This is a genomic window from Mesorhizobium sp. BE184 (genome assembly GCF_031457045.1).
Lineage (GTDB): Bacteria > Pseudomonadota > Alphaproteobacteria > Rhizobiales > Rhizobiaceae > Mesorhizobium.
In genome coordinates this window covers 342,309-359,030 of record NZ_JAVDVU010000002.1, presented here as the reverse complement: position 1 = coordinate 359,030, position 16,722 = coordinate 342,309, and the positions used below count along the sequence as shown (strand labels likewise).

14 protein-coding genes are annotated in these 16,722 nt (G+C 63.0%); 9 read left to right on the top strand and 5 right to left on the bottom strand.

All coding sequences use genetic code 11. The features are described 5' to 3' along the window. Positions 1–171 precede the first annotated feature (171 nt). The 3 genes from J2X35_RS09875 to J2X35_RS09865 all read left to right on the top strand — a co-directional run bounded on the left by J2X35_RS09875 (position 172) and on the right by J2X35_RS09865 (position 3,097). A complete protein-coding gene (locus tag J2X35_RS09875; protein ID WP_056114543.1) occupies positions 172–813 on the top strand; it encodes a DUF47 domain-containing protein in 642 nt (213 codons plus the stop codon). Between the two features lie 11 nt (positions 814–824). Then, on the top strand, positions 825–1,829 hold the full coding sequence (locus J2X35_RS09870) for an anion permease (RefSeq protein ID WP_310184705.1): 1,005 nt from the start codon (positions 825–827) through the stop codon (positions 1,827–1,829). Positions 1,830–1,909: 80 nt separating this feature from the next. Continuing rightward, the gene (locus J2X35_RS09865; protein WP_310186098.1) at positions 1,910–3,097 is read left to right on the top strand and encodes an Mrp/NBP35 family ATP-binding protein; all 1,188 of its coding nucleotides are present in this window, start codon (positions 1,910–1,912) and stop codon (positions 3,095–3,097) included. An 11-nt stretch (positions 3,098–3,108) separates the two neighbouring features. Here J2X35_RS09865 and J2X35_RS09860 read toward each other — a convergent pair whose 3' ends face one another. Further along, positions 3,109–3,558, bottom strand: a complete 450-nt coding sequence (locus J2X35_RS09860) for a carbon monoxide dehydrogenase subunit G (protein WP_056114550.1) — start codon at positions 3,556–3,558, stop codon at positions 3,109–3,111. A 173-nt stretch (positions 3,559–3,731) separates the two neighbouring features. Here J2X35_RS09860 and J2X35_RS09855 point away from each other — a divergent pair, with 173 nt between their 5' ends. After that, positions 3,732–5,534, top strand: coding sequence for an IlvD/Edd family dehydratase (locus J2X35_RS09855; protein WP_310184702.1), 1,803 nt, complete (start codon positions 3,732–3,734; stop codon positions 5,532–5,534). A 64-nt stretch (positions 5,535–5,598) separates the two neighbouring features. On the opposite strand, the gene J2X35_RS09850 is transcribed toward J2X35_RS09855, so the two are convergent. Beyond that, positions 5,599–6,015, bottom strand: a complete 417-nt coding sequence (locus tag J2X35_RS09850; RefSeq protein ID WP_310184700.1) for a GFA family protein — start codon at positions 6,013–6,015, stop codon at positions 5,599–5,601. A gap of 132 nt (positions 6,016–6,147) precedes the next feature. Between J2X35_RS09850 and J2X35_RS09845 the strand changes: the two genes are divergently transcribed. Continuing rightward, positions 6,148–7,629, top strand: coding sequence for an MATE family efflux transporter (locus J2X35_RS09845; RefSeq protein ID WP_310184698.1), 1,482 nt, complete (start codon positions 6,148–6,150; stop codon positions 7,627–7,629). Between the two features lie 8 nt (positions 7,630–7,637). Here J2X35_RS09845 and J2X35_RS09840 read toward each other — a convergent pair whose 3' ends face one another. Further along, complete coding sequence (locus J2X35_RS09840) at positions 7,638–9,221, bottom strand: trimethylamine methyltransferase family protein (protein WP_405023204.1); 1,584 nt, start codon at positions 9,219–9,221, stop codon at positions 7,638–7,640. Between the two features lie 186 nt (positions 9,222–9,407). Next, positions 9,408–10,898, bottom strand: a complete 1,491-nt coding sequence (locus J2X35_RS09835; RefSeq protein WP_310184695.1) for a PLP-dependent aminotransferase family protein — start codon at positions 10,896–10,898, stop codon at positions 9,408–9,410. A 266-nt stretch (positions 10,899–11,164) separates the two neighbouring features. Between J2X35_RS09835 and pgi the strand changes: the two genes are divergently transcribed. From pgi to J2X35_RS09820, 3 genes are all read left to right on the top strand, one after another. Next, a complete protein-coding gene (pgi, locus tag J2X35_RS09830) occupies positions 11,165–12,808 on the top strand; it encodes a glucose-6-phosphate isomerase (RefSeq protein ID WP_310184693.1) in 1,644 nt (547 codons plus the stop codon). A 6-nt stretch (positions 12,809–12,814) separates the two neighbouring features. Further along, positions 12,815–13,531 (top strand): HAD family hydrolase, encoded by a 717-nt coding sequence (locus J2X35_RS09825; protein ID WP_310184691.1) that lies wholly within the window; start codon positions 12,815–12,817, stop codon positions 13,529–13,531. A gap of 94 nt (positions 13,532–13,625) precedes the next feature. Continuing rightward, positions 13,626–14,255, top strand: coding sequence for a DUF2239 family protein (locus J2X35_RS09820; protein WP_310184689.1), 630 nt, complete (start codon positions 13,626–13,628; stop codon positions 14,253–14,255). An 81-nt stretch (positions 14,256–14,336) separates the two neighbouring features. Here the strand turns inward: J2X35_RS09820 and J2X35_RS09815 are convergent, their stop codons facing one another. Then, on the bottom strand, positions 14,337–16,040 hold the full coding sequence (locus J2X35_RS09815) for a long-chain fatty acid--CoA ligase (RefSeq protein WP_310186093.1): 1,704 nt from the start codon (positions 16,038–16,040) through the stop codon (positions 14,337–14,339). Between J2X35_RS09815 and J2X35_RS09810 the strand changes: the two genes are divergently transcribed. Next, positions 16,033–16,650, top strand: coding sequence for a hypothetical protein (locus J2X35_RS09810; protein WP_310184687.1), 618 nt, complete (start codon positions 16,033–16,035; stop codon positions 16,648–16,650). The two genes, J2X35_RS09815 and J2X35_RS09810, sit on opposite strands and share 8 nt — an antisense overlap. The last annotated feature ends 72 nt before the right edge of the window (positions 16,651–16,722 follow it).

The following is a 16,722-nucleotide window of genomic DNA, read 5'->3' as shown; positions in this document are numbered from 1 at the left end:
TGCTGGCCCAAAATACCATGGAGGGGGCCGAAATCGTGCATCGTTTTTGCAGCCGGTCCCTCCCGGAAAACGTCTGCATTCCCTTTCTATCCTCAGTTTTCAGCCGGCTATGTGTTTCCCGCATCCATCTGCCGCGCTATGTGCGTAGGACGAAAGTCTGCGGAGAGGGACATGCTGGGCTGGTTTCGGAAACTGCTGCCGCGCGAGGATCGCTTCTTCGATCTGTTCGAGCGCCATTCGCGCACCGTCGTCAGCGGCGCCGAGGCGATGCAGAATCTGCTGGCCGGCGACGATGTCGACCGCTGGTGCGACCGCATCGTCGAGCTGGAGAACGAGGCCGATCTCATCACCGCCGAAGTCCTGCTTGCCGTGCGCCGCTCCTTCATCACCCCATTCGACCGCGGTGACATCAAGGATCTGATCCAGTCGATGGATGACGCCATCGACATGATGCACAAGACCGTCAAGACGGTGCGGCTTTTCGAGAAGCGGGAGTTCGATCCGCTGATGTGCGACATGGGCGTCGTCATCGTCGAAGCCGCCAAGCTGGTGGCCGAGGCAATACCGCTTCTGTCGAAGCCCGGCGCGAATGCCCCGCGGCTGACGGCGATCGCCGAGGAAGTCATGCGCGTCGAGGGCCGGGCGGATGATCTGCACGACAAGGGGCTCAAGGATCTGTTCAAGCGGCACGGCAAGACCGACCCGATGGCCTATCTGATCGGCTCCGAGATTTATGGCCAGCTCGAGAAGGTGGTCGACCGGTTCGAGGACGTCGCCAACGAGATCAGCGGCATCGTCATCGAGAACGTTTAGGCCACGCCGCGATGGATGCCACGATCGCCTTTCCATTGCTGGTCGGCCTCGTCGGCGTGGCGCTGTTTTTCGATTTCCTGAACGGCCTGCACGACGCCGCCAATTCGATTGCGACCATTGTCTCGACTCGCGTGCTCAGGCCGCAATATGCCGTCTTGTGGGCGGCGTTCTTCAATTTCATCGCTTTCCTGTTCTTCGGCCTGCATGTTGCTGAAACGCTGGGCACCGGCATCATCGACGCGAACATCGTCACCCCGGCGGTGATCTTTTCGGCGCTTGTGGGAGCGATCGTCTGGAACATCGTCACCTGGCTGCTCGGCATTCCGTCGAGCAGTTCACATGCACTGATCGGTGGGCTGGTCGGCGCTGGCGTCGCCAAGGCGGGCACCGGCGCCATCGTCTGGGCAGGTCTTGCCAAGACGACCGCAGCCATTGTGCTGTCGCCGGCTGTGGGCTTCCTGCTGGCGCTGTTTCTTATTCTTGTCGTTTCCTGGCTGTTCGTGCGCCAGACGCCGTTCGCGGTCGACAGCAGCTTCCGCGTGCTGCAGTTCTTTTCGGCATCGATGTACTCGCTCGGCCATGGCGGCAACGATGCGCAAAAGACCATGGGCATCATCGCGGTGCTGCTTTATTCGCAAGGCATGCTCGGCGACACCTTCTACGTGCCGCTATGGGTGGTGCTGACCTGCCAGTCGGTACTGGCGCTGGGCACCTTGTTCGGCGGCTGGCGCATTGTCCACACCATGGGTTCCAAGATCACGCGGCTCAACCCGATGCAGGGCTTCTGCGCCGAAACTGGTGGTGCGCTCACCCTTTTCGGCGCGACATGGCTGGGCATTCCGGTTTCCACCACGCACACCATCACCGGCGCCATCATCGGTGTCGGCGCGGCGCGCCGCATCTCAGCGGTGCGCTGGGGCATCGCCGGCAACATCGTCATCGCCTGGGTCGTCACCCTGCCGGCGACGGCGGCCATCGCGGCTGCCACATACGGTTTGACGCGGCTGGCCGGCTGAAGCTGCCGTCTGGCGCTTGGTGCCGCGACGATTCTGTCCTATCTCAGCCGCAGGAAAGCGCTCGAAAGCGCCGAGGAACCATCATGCCCGTCAGCAAGGAAGACGTCATCGAGAAACTGAAGACGGTGAACGGTCCGGATTTTACCGGCAACATCGTCGATCTCGGGCTCGTTTCGGAAATATTCATCGCCGACTCCAAGGTCTTCTTCTCCATTACCGTGCCTGCCGACCGGGCCAAGGAGATGGAACCGCTGCGCGCCGCGGCCGAACGCGTAGTCATGGCCATACCCGGTATTGCCGGCGCCGTGGTGGCGCTGACGGCTGAAAAGAAGGGTTCGGGCATGGAGGCGCCAGTCCCGCAGCGTCCCGTCCCGCCGCCGCCCGCCGCCCGGCCATCTCCGCCGCCTGCGGCCGCTCGTCCGGCCCCGCACGCACCGAGTTCCCAGACCTCGGGCCGTCGTGGCGTCCCCGGCATCGAGGCGATCATCGCGGTCGCTTCCGGCAAGGGCGGCGTCGGCAAATCCACCACCGCCGTCAACATCGCGCTCGGCCTCGCCGCCAACGGCTTGAAGGTCGGCGTCCTCGACGCCGACATATACGGCCCATCCATGCCGCGCCTGCTCGGCATTCGCGGGCGGCCCGAGACGGTGGACGGCAAGGTCCTGAAGCCGATGCAGAATTACGGCCTCAAGGTCATGTCAATGGGTTTCCTCGTCGATGAAGAGACACCGATGATCTGGCGCGGGCCGATGGTCATATCGGCATTGACCCAGATGCTGCGTGAGGTCGAATGGGGTCCGCTCGACGTGCTGGTGGTCGACATGCCCCCCGGTACCGGCGATGCCCAGCTCACCATGGCACAGCAGGTCCCGCTGGCCGGCGCCGTCATCGTATCGACCCCGCAGGATCTGGCCCTGATCGATGCCCGCAAGGGCCTGAACATGTTCAAGAAGGTGGATGTGCCGCTGCTCGGCATCGTCGAGAACATGAGCTATTTCATCGCGCCTGATACCGGCACGCGCTACGATATCTTCGGCCATGGTGGCGCCAGGAAGGAAGCCGAGCGGCTCGGCGTGCCGTTCCTCGGTGAAGTGCCGCTGGAAATGGACATAAGGGAGAATTCCGATGCCGGAACCCCTGTGGTTGTGTCCCGGCCGGACGGCGCGGCAGCCCGAACTTACCGCGAGATCGCGACCAATGTCTGGAACCGGCTGCAGGAAGAAAAGACCGTATCCGCAAGTGCGGTTCCGAACATCGTGTTCGAGTAAGGATCGCGAGTCTACCCGCTGACCTTTTCATTGAAAGTCGAGAAGAACTGCCCTGCCAGTTTCTTCGACGTGGACATGATGAGCCGGCTGCCGAGCTGGGCGATCTTGCCGCCGACATCGGCCTTGGCCGCATATTTCAGGATCGTAGCATCGGGACCGTCCTCGGTCAGGTTCACATCCGCGCCGCCCTTGGCGAAGCCGGCGATGCCGCCCTTGCCTTCGCCCTGGATGGTGTAGGAATTCGGCGGGTTGAGGTTCTTCAGTGTCACCTCGCCGTTGAAGGTTGCCTTGATCGGGCCGATCTTCAGCACCACGATTGCCGCCATCTCTGTGTCGGATTTCATTTCCAGCGACTGGCAGCCGGGAATGCTCTCCTTCAGCACGGCCGGGTCGTTCAACGCTTCCCAGACCTTGCCGATCGGCGCGGCGATGCGCTCCTCACCTTCGATAACCAGAGCCATTGACGCCTCCTTCTGAAATGGTAGCCCACGCCTAGCGCGGCTGAAGGCCTCTGTCCATCGCCCAAAAGTCCACCGCATCGAGGGCACGACCTGTCCGTCCATGCGGCAATCATCGCTCTTGCCGGGCGGACGATGTTGCCATATCCATTTGTCTTACAAATACGGAGTCCAAGATGGCAGGCGCCCCCACCAAGAAGAAGTTCCGCTCGCAGGAATGGCTGGACAATCCAGACAATCCGGGCATGACGGCGCTCTATCTGGAACGCTATCTGAACTATGGTCTGACGCGCGGCGAATTGCAGGCCGGCAAGCCGATGATCGGCATCGCGCAGACTGGTTCCGACCTGTCGCCCTGCAACCGTCATCATCTGGAACTGGCCAAGCGCGTGCGCTCCGGCATCGAGGCTGCAGGCGGCATAGCGTTCGAATTTCCGTGTCATCCGATCCAGGAGACCGGCCGCCGGCCGACGGCGGCGCTGGACCGCAACCTTGCCTATCTTTCTCTCGTCGAAGTCCTCTACGGTTATCCACTCGACGGCGTCGTTCTCACCGTCGGCTGCGACAAGACCACGCCGGCCATGCTGATGGCGGCTGCCACCGTCAACATTCCCGCCATAGCACTTTCCGTTGGCCCGATGCTCAATGGCTGGCACCAGGGCAAGCGCACCGGATCCGGCACCATCGTTTGGGAATCGCGCCAGCGTATGTCGGCGGGCGAGATCGACTACAACGAATTCATGGAGATCGTGTCGTCGTCGGCCCCGTCGGTCGGTTATTGCAACACGATGGGCACGGCCAGCACCATGAACAGCCTGGCTGAGGCGCTGGGGATGCAGTTGCCGGGCTCCGGCGCTATCCCCGCGCCCTACCGTGAGCGCGGCCAGATTTCCTACGAGACGGGCCGACGTATCGTCGAGATGGTGCACGAGGACCTGAAGCCTTCCGACATCATGACGCGCGAGGCGTTCGAGAACGCTATCGTCATCAACTCCGCCATCGGCGGCTCGACCAATGCGCCGATCCACCTCAACGCCATCGCCCGTCATCTTGGTGTGCCGCTGACCAACGACGATTGGCACAAGATCGGCCATGACATACCGCTGCTGGTCAATCTGCAGCCGGCCGGCGAGTATCTCGGCGAGGATTTCCACCATGCCGGCGGCGTGCCGGCCGTCGTGCGCGAACTGATGGACGGCAAGCTCTTGCCGCACCCAAATGCGCGAACCGTCAATGGCAGGACGCTCGGCGAGAATTGTGCCGCTGCACAGAACATGGACGCCAAGGTTATCCGCACGGTGGCCGATCCGCTCAAGGCGCAGGCCGGTTTCATCAATTTGAAGGGCAATCTGTTCGACAGCGCCATCATGAAGACCAGTGTGATCTCGAAGGAGTTCCGCGATCGCTATCTGTCTAATCCGCGCGACCCGGAAGCCTTCGAGGGCAGGGCGGTGGTGTTCGATGGGCCTGAGGATTATCACGCCCGCATCGACAATCCGGCGGAGCAGATAGACGAATATACTGTCTTGTTCATGCGCGGCACCGGGCCGATCGGTTATCCTGGCGGCGGCGAGGTGGTGAACATGCAGCCGCCGGACTATCTGATCAAGCGCGGTATCCATTCGCTGCCCTGCATCGGGGATGGCCGCCAGTCCGGCACATCGGGCACGCCGTCAATCCTCAACGCCTCGCCCGAGGCTGCCGCTGGTGGTGGGCTGGCGTTGCTGCGGACGGGCGATCGCGTCCGCATCGATCTCAAGAAGGGCACGGCCGACATTCTCGTCACCGACGACGAGATCACCCGCAGGCGGGCCGAACTGCAGAACGAAGGCGGTTACAAGTTTCCAAAAAACCAGACTCCGTGGCAGGAAATCCAGCGCGGCATGGTCGACCAGTTCTCGGAAGGAATGGTGCTGAAGCCGGCGGTGAAATACCAGCATGTGGCGCAGACGAGCGGCATGCCGCGCGACAATCACTAAGGCTTTCCCCGCCCGGCCAGAGCCGGGCTGGAGGTATCAATCGACTGCTCTGTCTGGGGTTGCCCTACAGATAATTTGTGATCGCCGGTGCTTCCATTTGCTTGTCGCGTTTGCCGTCTTCGTAGATGACCGGCGCGGCGGCGAGTTCTTCTTCTGTGGCGTCGTCCAGGCAGGCAACGTTCACCGCCCAGAAATTGCCGCCCATGAAGTCCAGGAAGCCACGCGAGAACGTATGGGCGCCGCAATGCGGGCACATATAATGGTTGATGTCGCCTTCGGGCCAGTTCGACGGCGTCGCCTGGTAATCGCGCATCGTCTCGCGGCCTTGGGTCACACGTAGCGCCTCATAGCCAGTGAATGACTTCTTGTAGCCGAGCTTCAGGCAGAAGCTGCAATTGCATTTCCTGATGCCTTCGCCAAGATCGAGGTCGGCCTCGAAACCAATTTTCCCGCAATGGCAACTGCCGTGATATGTCTTCATCGCCGATTCCCGCTGTAGCCTTGTTCCTCGGGCTCGAAGTCGAGGGAGGAACCTGCCGTCGATGATGCACATTGAACCCAGCAGCGAAACACGTTTCTCCCTAAAGCCAGTCAGTTCCGATCACATCCTGCCATGACCGAACGATCCCCCGTGCGCCGCCAGACCGTCGATCTCACCAGCGGGCCGATTTCGCGTACGCTGCTGCTGTTCGCCCTTCCCGTGCTCGGCTCCAACGTGCTGCAGTCGCTGAACGGCTCCGTCAATTCAGTATGGGTCGGCCGCTTCCTCGGCGAATCCGCCCTGACCGCCACTTCCAACGCCAATCTCGTTCTGTTCCTGATCCTCGGCACGGTGTTCGGCATCGGCATGGCGGCAACGATCCTGGTGGCGCAGTCGGTGGGCGCGAAAAATCTCCCGGAAGCCAGGAAGATCGTCGGCACCAGCGCCACGTTCTTCTTCCTCATCTCGACGCTGTTCGCGGTGTGCGGGTGGATCTGGGTCGATTCCATCCTCAATCTGCTTGGCACGCCGCCGGACGCGCTGCCGCTGGCGCGGTCCTATCTGCGCATCATCTTCGTCGCCGTGCCGGCTGCGAATTTCCTCAGCTTCGTGATGACCGCCCTGCGCGGCGCGGGAGATTCCCGCACGCCCTTCTATTTCATGCTGCTTGCCGTGGTGCTCGACATCATCCTTAACCCGCTGCTGATCGCCGGTATCGGGCCGTTTCCTGAACTGGGCATCGCCGGCTCGGCGCTTTCGACCCTGATTGGCCAGTCGGTCAGTGTCGTGGCCATCCTCGTCTTGCTCTATGCGCGCAAGCATCCGCTACGGCTGGCTGGCGCCGATCTGATGTTGTTGAAGCCAGATCTGCGGATTTTGAAGATTGTCATCTTCAAGGGCGTCCCGATGGGACTGCAGATGATCGTTATCTCAGCCGCCGCGCTCACCGTGATGGGGCTGGTCAATACTTACGGCTCGCAAGTCGCAGCCGCCTATGGCATCGCCGCGCAACTGTGGACCTATATCCAGATGCCGGCGCTGGCGATCGGCGCGGCGGTCTCGTCCATGGCCGCACAGAACGTCGGCGCCGGCAAATGGGACCGCATCGGCCGCATCGCGGGGGCCGGCATCGCCTTCAACGTCGTGCTGACCGGAGCGTTGATCAGCCTGCTCTATCTTTTCGACCGGCCTCTGCTCGGCCTTTTCCTCGTGAACGACAGCGCCGCCATCGATATCGCCGCGCACATCAACAACGTCGCCTCATGGTCTTTCGTGCTGTTCGGCATCACCATCGTCATCTTCGCCACGGTGCGCGCCACGGGGGCGGTCATGGCGCCGCTGATCATTCTCATTGTCTCGGTTCTGCTGGTGCGCACCACCTTCGCCTATGTGGCCAGGGACTATATGGGGCAGGAAGCGCTGTGGTGGAGCTTCCCGGCCGGTTTCATCGCCTCGGTGATCCTGTCGATTGCCTACTACCGTTTCGGTAAATGGCGGACCATGCACATGATCGAAGGTGAACGTCCTGCCGCCGGTGAGCCGCCGGATACCGGGCTCGGCATGCCGCGTCAGCGTGCGCAGCTCGGCGTGGCGGCGGCCGCAGAGCCGGATTGAAGCTCGCTTCAGCCGCCCATGCTGGCGCGGGGAAGCAGGATGAGCTCGCCGAACCGCGACCTTAGCCAGTCGTCCAGCGATCGTGAAATGTGCCGCGGGAACTGTTCGGCCAGGATGCGCTGCTTTTGGTCGATGGCGCGCTGCACGATATCCGGTCTGCCGGCCTTCTCCCAGTCTTTCGGCGAGAGGCGATCGGCCAAGGCCGGGCGATGGCCGCGTTCGGGTTCATCGCCGGCTTGCGCATCGCCGCGATAGTGACCTGGTCCACCGAGGCAGACCTCGGCAACGGTGCTGACGCAAAGCGCGTCCTCGCTGACGTCGATGCCGCGCACGCACCGCATGCATTGCCCCAGTATGTCGTTGTCGAGGATCAGGCTTTCCAGGCAGAAGCCCTGCAGGGAGGCATGCATTCCCGCCGCCTCGTAGACCATGTTGAGCCCGGCCAGACCGGCCAGCACATTGCTGATGCCTTTTTCATAGCCGCTTTGAAGGTCCGGCAGTTTCGCATCGGCCATGCCGGCAGGCGAACCGCCTGGAAGATCGTAGAAATGCGCCATCTGCGCGCAGGCGGCGGTCATCAGGGCCTGTTCCGCCGACCCGCCTGCCATCGCGCCGGTCTGCGGATCGGAGGCGAATGGCCAGGCGCCGAAGACCGCCGGATGGCCGGGGCTGATCGCGTTGACGTAGACCAGACCGGAGAGAACCTCGGCCACCGCCTGGGTCACGGCGCCGGCGAGCGATGCCGGGGCGGTGACGCCGGCCTGTACCGCGGACACAAGCAGGATCGGCATGCCGCCTTCCACACAGGCTTCCAGCACGCCGCAGGCGTCTTCGGCGAATTTCATCGGCGGCACGACGAAGCAGTTGGCGTTTGAAACGAATGGCCGCGCCCGGAAATTCGCCTCGCCGCCGGCGATGGCGTAAAGCATTTCGAGCGCCGGCTTCACGTTCTCCCGCACTGTGAACGAAGTGCCGACATGCTTGGCCGTTCCGGATACGCAGGCGTAAAGCGTATTGAAATCCAGCTGCGTCGGGTCGGCGATGTCGCGCGCCACCATCGGCCGCTGGAAGAAATGGATGTTGTCCAGCCCGTCGGCGATGCGGGCCGCGTCGTAGATGTCCTGCAGCCGCGATTCCCGATATTCGCGCTTCTCGACATCGACCAGATGCACCGCTGCGCCGGCGGTGCCGTAGTGAACGCGCTTGCCCTGCATCGTCAAATCGTGCCGGGAGTCCTGCCCATGCAGCGAGAAATTGCGGCCGGCCTTGGCGATCGCGTCGAGCACAAGCCGGCGCGGGAAGCGGACGCGGCCGTCGGGGCCTGCAAGCGCGCCCGCCTTCGTCAGCACCGTCTCGCATGAGGGGATGGCATTGGCGAAGCCGACTGTTTCCAGCAGCCGCAATGCCGCATCGTGGATACGCTCCACATCGTTCTGGCCGAGCGGCCGGTAGCTTCCTCCTTCCGCCATGTCTGTCGCGCGGGAAACGCCTGTCGAAGGTTTGCTGGCGAGCGCGTGCAGCGCATGACGCTCGGCAAGGCGCGGCGGACCTCGGTCGGGCCGCGCCTCCTGCTTCTTGACAGCACCAGGCATCGAACTCATTCCCACTTTTTCGGCAGTGTTCCCCGCGACGGTTATCTCCGCCGTCCAACTGCCCGTTCATTGGAAGACTATGCTGCCATCTCCTGTCAGCTTAAGAGCCAGCATATTTGCGCCGTCTGAGCCAGCAAATGGGACCGGGCGTCGCATGCGCCCGGCTTCCATGTCCCCCTTGTGCTGTCAGGCGGCCGCAGGGCGTCGGCCGGCAGCGGTCGCCAGTTCGCGGATTCCAGGCTCTATATGCTGCAGCGCGATCGACGAAATGCCGAGCCGCATGAAGCGCGAGGGCTGGTCGTTCTGGTCGAAGAAGCGGTCGCCGGGCTCGATGATGACGCTGCGGCTGGCAGCCGTGGCGGCAAGTTCACGCGAATCCGTGCCGCGCGGGCCTTCCAGCCAAAGCGACGTCCCCCCGGCGGAATCCGTGGAGCGCCATTCCGGCAGGAATGCGGAAAGCGCATGCACCAGCCGCTTGCGGCGTTCCTCGAATGCTGCGGACAGCCGCCGCACCAGCGCTTCGTGATGGCCGAGCGACAGGAACAGCGCCACGGCGCGCTGATTGTTGGCCGGCGGATGCCGCAGCATGAAGCGGCGCAGCGCCCGCAATTCCGCGATCAGCCCGGCGGAGGCGACGATGTAGCCGAGCCGCAGGCCGGGCGCCAATGTCTTCGACATCGAGCCGACATAGACGACGCGGCCGGACCGGTCGATGCTCTTCAGCGCCTGCTGCGGCGCTTCGTCGAGAAGCTGGCTGTCATAGCCGTCCTCGATGATGATCTGGTTGTGGCGGTTGGCGCGCGCCAGAAGGTCCTGCCGTCGCTCGGCCGAGAGCGGCACCATGGTCGGACAGTGATGGCTCGGCGTCACGAAGACGAAGCCGGCATCGTTGGCGATGGACGAGGTGACGATACCCGACTGGTCCACCGGAACCGGCTGTATGTCTGCGCCGACAAGGCGGAAGATCGACCGCGCGTCGGGGTAGCCGGGGTCTTCCATCGCCACCTTCGAGCCCTTGCTCATCAGAAGCGTCGCCAGCATGTAAAGCGCGTTCTGCGCGCCGAGCGTGACGATGATTTCGTCCGGATTGGCGAAGATGCCGCGCCGTGGCAACAGCCGCGCCTGTATCTGCTCGATCAGCAGCGGATCGTCCCGATCGACCATGTCGGAGGCCCAGTTGCGGATTTCCAGCACCGCCAGCGCCATGCGGTTGCACTCGCGCCATTCGGCAGTCGGGAACAGCCCCGGGTCGAACTGACCGTAGACGAACGGGTAGGACGATTTGATCCAGTTCTCGTGCTTGGCCGGGGGCGGCATGTCGCTGGCGGCGATCTTGCGCCGCTGCTTCCAGTCGATCTCGTTGGACTGTTCCGGCGTCTTCTGCGGCTTGGACGGCGTCGTCAGCACTTCCGGATTGACGAAATGGCCGCGCCGCTCGCGCGCCACCAGGAATCCCTGATCGACCAGTTGCTGAAAGGCCAGCACGACGGTGCCGCGCGCCACGCCGAGCTTTTCGGCCAGGATGCGGCAGGACGGCAGCGGCATGGAAGCGGCGATCTGGCGGTCAAGGATGGCGGCAACGATGGCCTGACGGATTTGCGCCTGCAGCGTCTGGCCGGATTCGGCCGATATCCTGAACAGGCCGGACCATATGGCCGTATCGTTTCGCTGTGGCATTTGGGTGCTCCGTCGAGGCTGACCTGCTTGCGCGGCCGATCCATGATTCCGTGGACCAGTCGAATGTAGGCGTGGCCCAAGATATTGCGCCAATCAATAATTCTGATTTTTTCGATTTACGTCGCTGATCCATTGAGGTCCGCCACGTCGTTTCGGATGACGAAAAGCGGTTGAAACGACCGGAATTTCCCACGATAGTCGCGCGCCGTCTCTGCCCGCGCGTCGGGTCTGGCAAAGCTAGTTCGAAATCGATCGCGGAGCCCGCCATGGACCACAAATCTTTCCAGTCCACGCTGTCCGCCCTGCGCGATCGCCGCGCCGGGCCATCAATGAACATGCGCGAGGCGTTCGCTGCCGATCCCAGGCGGTTTGCCGAATTTTCCGCAACCGATGGCGACCTTTTGCTCGATTGGTCGAAATGCGCGGTCGATGGCGAGACCATGCGACTGCTGGAGAAATTGGCCGAAGCTGCCGGTGTTGAGGCAAAACGCGCGGCCATGTTCGCCGGCAAGCACATCAACATCACCGAGGACCGCGCGGTTTTGCATACCGCCCTGCGCGATCTCGACGGCAAGGGGCTTCACGTCGACGGTCAGGACATCAAGAAGGACGTAGTGGATGTTCTGGTCGCCATGGCGGATTTTGCCGAATCCGTCAGGGATGGAAAGACCGTCGGCGCCACCGGCAAGAAGATCACCGATGTCGTCAATATCGGCATAGGAGGGTCGGATCTTGGGCCAGCCATGGCTACGCTGGCTCTCGCGCCTTATCACGATGGGCCGCGCAGTCACTACGTTTCCAACATAGACGGCGCGCATATCCACGATACGCTGAAGGGGCTCGATCCTGCGACGACGCTGTTCATCATCGCGTCCAAGACCTTCACCACCGTCGAGACGATGACCAATGCCGAGACGGCGCGGCGCTGGGTCGAGGCGAAGCTCGGCAAGGATGCCGTCGGCCATCACTTTGCCGCGGTATCGACGGCGCTCGATCTGGTTGCAAAATTCGGCATCCGCGAGGAAAGGGTGTTCGGCTTCTGGGACTGGGTCGGCGGTCGTTATTCGGTCTGGGGCGCTATCGGCCTGCCGGTGATGATCGCGATCGGCTCGGTGAACTTCGATGAATTCCTCGCCGGCGCGCACGAGATGGACGAGCATTTCCGCACCGCGCCGCTGATGCGGAACCTGCCGGCGCTGCTCGGCCTTGTCGGCTGGTGGCATCGGGTTGTCTGCGAGTACCCGGCGCGCGCCGTCATCCCTTACGACCAGCGCCTGTCGCGCCTGCCCGCCTATCTGCAGCAGCTCGACATGGAATCGAATGGCAAGAGCGTCACCATCGAAAGCACGCCGGTGCCGACGCCAACCGGGCCGCTTGTCTGGGGCGAACCCGGCACCAACGGCCAGCATGCCTTCTTCCAGCTCCTGCATCAGGGCACCGACTTCATCCCGGTGGAATTCCTCGCCGCCGCCGTCGGCCACGAGCCGGACCTCAAGCATCACCACAATCTGCTGCTGGCCAATTGTCTGGCCCAGTCCGAGGCCCTGATGAAGGGTCGCACGCTGGAAGAGGCGCGGGCGCAGATGCTGGCCAAGGGCCAGAAACCTGATTTCGTCGACCGGATCGCCCCGCACCGGGTCTTCTCCGGCAACCGCCCCTCGGTGACAATTCTTTACCGCAAGCTCGACCCGCGCACCTTTGGTCGCCTCATCGCGCTCTATGAGCACCGCGTTTTCGTGGAAGGCGTGCTCTACGACATCAATTCTTTCGACCAGTGGGGCGTCGAACTGGGCAAGGAACTGGCGACGGGCCTGCTGCCTGTCGTGGAAGGCAAGGAGAATGCCGCAGGCCGCGATGCGTCCACCGCCGGTCTGGTGGAAACTATCCGCCGGCTGCGTGGATCGGAGTAGGGGCGTTTGGCGGGCATAAAAGGCATCCTGTTCGACAAGGACGGCACGCTTGTCGATTTCAACGCCACTTGGTTCGGCGTCGCGGATTTCATGGCGATGGAAGCCGCCGAAGGCGACCGGCGGCGCGCCGACGAACTGCTTGATGCGGGTGGCTTCGATTTTGCCGCGAAGCGTTTCAGGCCGGATTCCGTCTTTGCCGCCGGCACCAACCGCGATGTTGTCGAACTGTGGTTCCCGCACCTTGCCGGCGACGATTTCGCCGGCACGCTGCGCCACTTCAATGCGACGACAGCATCGCAGGGCGCCGCCATGGCCGTCGCCCTGCCGGGGATAGCCGAAGCACTCGCCGTACTGCACGCCAAGCCTTACCGGTTGGGCGTCGCCACCAACGATTCCACCGCCGGCTGCGAGCAGACGCTGCTGGCGCTCGGCATCGCGCAACTCTTCGATGCGGCTTACGGCTATGATGCCGTGGCGAATCCGAAGCCGGCGCCCGATACGGTGGTGTCTTTCTGCGACCTCACAGGGTTGAAACCCGTGGAAATCGCCATGGTCGGCGATAACCGTCATGATCTTGAAATGGCGCGGGCCGGCGGTTGCGGTCTGGCCGTGGCGGTTCTTTCCGGAACCGGCACGCGTGAATCGCTGACGCCGCTGGCGGACGTAGTTCTGGATTCGGTCGCCGAACTGCCGGCCTGGCTCGAAAAGCAGACCCGGGATTGACCGGTTCGGTGCAGTTGCGATCAACTAATTTTATCCGGGTAATATTGACAATGGAATAAAATCCGGGTAAAAACCTCCGAAAGGAGTCCAGAATATGGAAAACACCATCACCGCCTTTTCGGGCGAGCACATGTTCGCGTCCGGTCCCGCTGGCGAAGTGGCGCTGGCGGTCAAGGCGACGCAGGATCTCGACAACGCGACCACGGTTCTGATTTTTGATGACCTCACTGGCCGGCAGGTCGATTTCGATCTGCGTGGCAGCAACGAGGAAATTCTCGGTCGGCTGAAGGCCAGGACACGACAACCCGAGGAAAAATCAGCCGAGGAACAGCCGACCGAAGGGCCGGTCGCAGGTGAATCCCGCCGCTCGTCGGGACGCCCGAAGCTCGGCGTCGTCGCCCGCGAGATCACGCTTCTGCCACGGCATTGGGAATGGCTCGGCGAGCAGCCGGGCGGCGCGTCGGTTACGCTTCGCAAGCTGGTCGACGCGGCGCGCAAGGCAGCCGGCGGGCAAGTCTCGTCCAAGCAGGCGCAGCAGGCCGCCGACAGCTTCATGGGCGCGATGCTGGGTAACCAGCCAGGCTATGAGGAAGCGACGCGCGCGCTTTATGCCGGTAACCGCGACAGGTTCCTGGCCTTGAGCAAAGACTGGCCGGCGGATTTGCGCGACCATGCCCGCAAGCTGGCCAAGCCAGCCTTTGCCGAAGACGGCAGCGCGACCTGATTGGTTCCTCTGACGGACCATTGACCAATGCGAATGCGGCGGTGTTCTTGATCAACCCCTGCCGTCATGACAGGGGCTTGACTATCCCCTGAGCTCTCGCCGCAGGATCTTGCCGACCGGCGTCTTCGGAAGTTCAGTACGGAATTCGATGTATCGCGGGCGCTTGTAGCCGGTGAGATTGTCCCGGCAGTAGGCGGTTATCGCTTCCGCCGTCAGCGCCGGATCCTTCTTGACGATGAAAAGCTTCGGCACCTCGCCCGACTTTTCGTCCGGCACGCCGATGGCGGCCACTTCCAGCACGCCCGGATGCTGGGCCACCACGTCCTCCAACTCGTTCGGATAGACGTTGAAGCCGGAGACAAGGATCATGTCCTTCTTGCGGTCGACGATCTTGGTGTAGCCGCGTTCGTCCATGAAGCCCATATCGCCGGATTTGAAGAACCCGTCCGCAGTCATCACCTTGGCGGTCTCGTCGTCGCGGTTCCAGTAGCCGGCCATTACCTGCGGTCCGCGAATGCAGATCTCGCCGACCTCGCCAAATGGCAGGTCGTTGCCGTCGTCGTCGCGGATGGCGATTTCGGTCGATGGCAACGGCAGACCGATCGTGCCGGTGTAGTCGCCGACGCTGAATTTGTTGGCCGTCGCTACCGGCGATGTTTCCGACAGGCCATAACCTTCCGAGATCGGGCACCCTGTCAGCGCCTTCCAGCGTTCGGCCACCGCCTTTTGCACCGCCATGCCGCCGCCCAACGTCAGGATCAGCGGCTTGAAGTCGAGCTTGCGGAACTCCTCATTGTTCAGCAACGCGTTGAACAGCGTGTTGAGACCGGGGAAGATGTTGATCGGATATTTCTTCAGTTCCTTGACGAAGGCGGGAATGTCGCGCGGATTGGGGATCAGGATGTTGTGCGCGCCCTGCTGCATGCCCATCAGCGCGTTCACCGTCAGCGCGAAGATGTGATAGAGCGGCAGCGCGCAGACGAAGGTCAGGTTCGCCGGCTTCGGCTTCACCGTATAGGCGTCCTCCACCCACAGCGCGTTCTGCGCGACATTGGCGACGACATTGCTGTGCAGCAGCATAGCGCCCTTCGACACGCCCGTAGTCCCGCCAGTATATTGCAGGAAGGCGACTTCCTCGGCTCTCGTCTCCACCGCCTTCGGCGTCTGGCCCGCGCCCGCCTTCAGCGCCGCGGCGAATTTCGTATGGCCGGGCAGCGACCATGCCGGCACCATCTTCTTGACCCGCCGCACGACGAGATTGACGATCGCGCCCTTCAGCCCGCCGAGCATCTCGCCCATCGAGGCGACCACCACATGCTTGACCGGCGTCTTGGCGACTATCGCCTCCAGCGTCGCGGCGAAGTTCTCGAGGATGACGATCGCCTGCGCGCCGGAATCCTTGAGCTGGTGCTCGAGTTCGCGCGGCGTGTAGAGCGGATTGACGTTGACCACGATATAGCCGGCGCGCAGCACGGCCATCATGGCCACCGGATACTGCAGCACATTGGGCATCATCAGCGCCACCCGCGCGCCCTTCTGCAACCCCTTGGATTGCAGGAACACGGCGAAGGCGGCGGAGAGCCGGTCGAGTTCGCCATAGCTCATCGTCTTGCCCATGCAGGTGAAAGCCGGGCGTGTGGAAAACGCCTTGCAGGCATCCCCCAGCAGGTCCCCGATTGAATCGGCCGGCAGCTTTCCAATCTCGGCGGGAACGCCCTTGGGGTAATTGTCCAGCCAGGGCTTTTTCTTCTGGCCAGCGGCGAGCGCGGCAAGGGCCTTGGGCAGTTTCACGGCGACCTTGGCGCTATTTCCGCTATTTGACGGCACTGGGGACCTCGACGCAGCAGCTTTCTTCGGCGCTTTGACAGAGGCTATTGCCGCCGTTTTCGGTGTTGCCGGCTTTGTCGACGGTTTGGCGGCCGCCGCTTTTACCGGAGCTGCTTTCGCTGGCGCTTTGGCCACCGATGCCTTCACCGCTGTCGCCTTGGATGCTGCGGTGCTTGCTTTTGGCATCAATTGCTTTGCAGCAGGAGGTTTGGCTTTGGCGGCGCTGGTCCTGGTGGGTCCGCCGGTTTTGGCGGATACCTTTGCAACAGCGGGTTTGGCGGTCTTCGCCGCCGACGCTTTGGCGGCAGTAGTTGGCTTGGCTGATTTTGTGGCGCCTGCCTTCGATTCCGCCGCGGGTTTCAGGGCGGACTTTGCGGCGACCGCCACGGGCTTCGCACTCTTGGCAGGACTTGCCTTGACGGGCCTGGCCGCGATCTTCGCACCTGCTTCAGCCGTTGTAGCGCCTGTCTTCGCCGTGCTGGCCTTGGCCCCGGAGCTTTTCGACGCGCTGCTCTTGGGTGTGTTGCTGGCCGAAGCCGCCGCCGTCTTGCCTGACTTTGCCACCTGATTCCCTCCCTCGATGCCGACCTTGGTCGGTCGGCTCTTTTTGCCGGCGCTTGCCGGACTTTGCGGGGCAAGG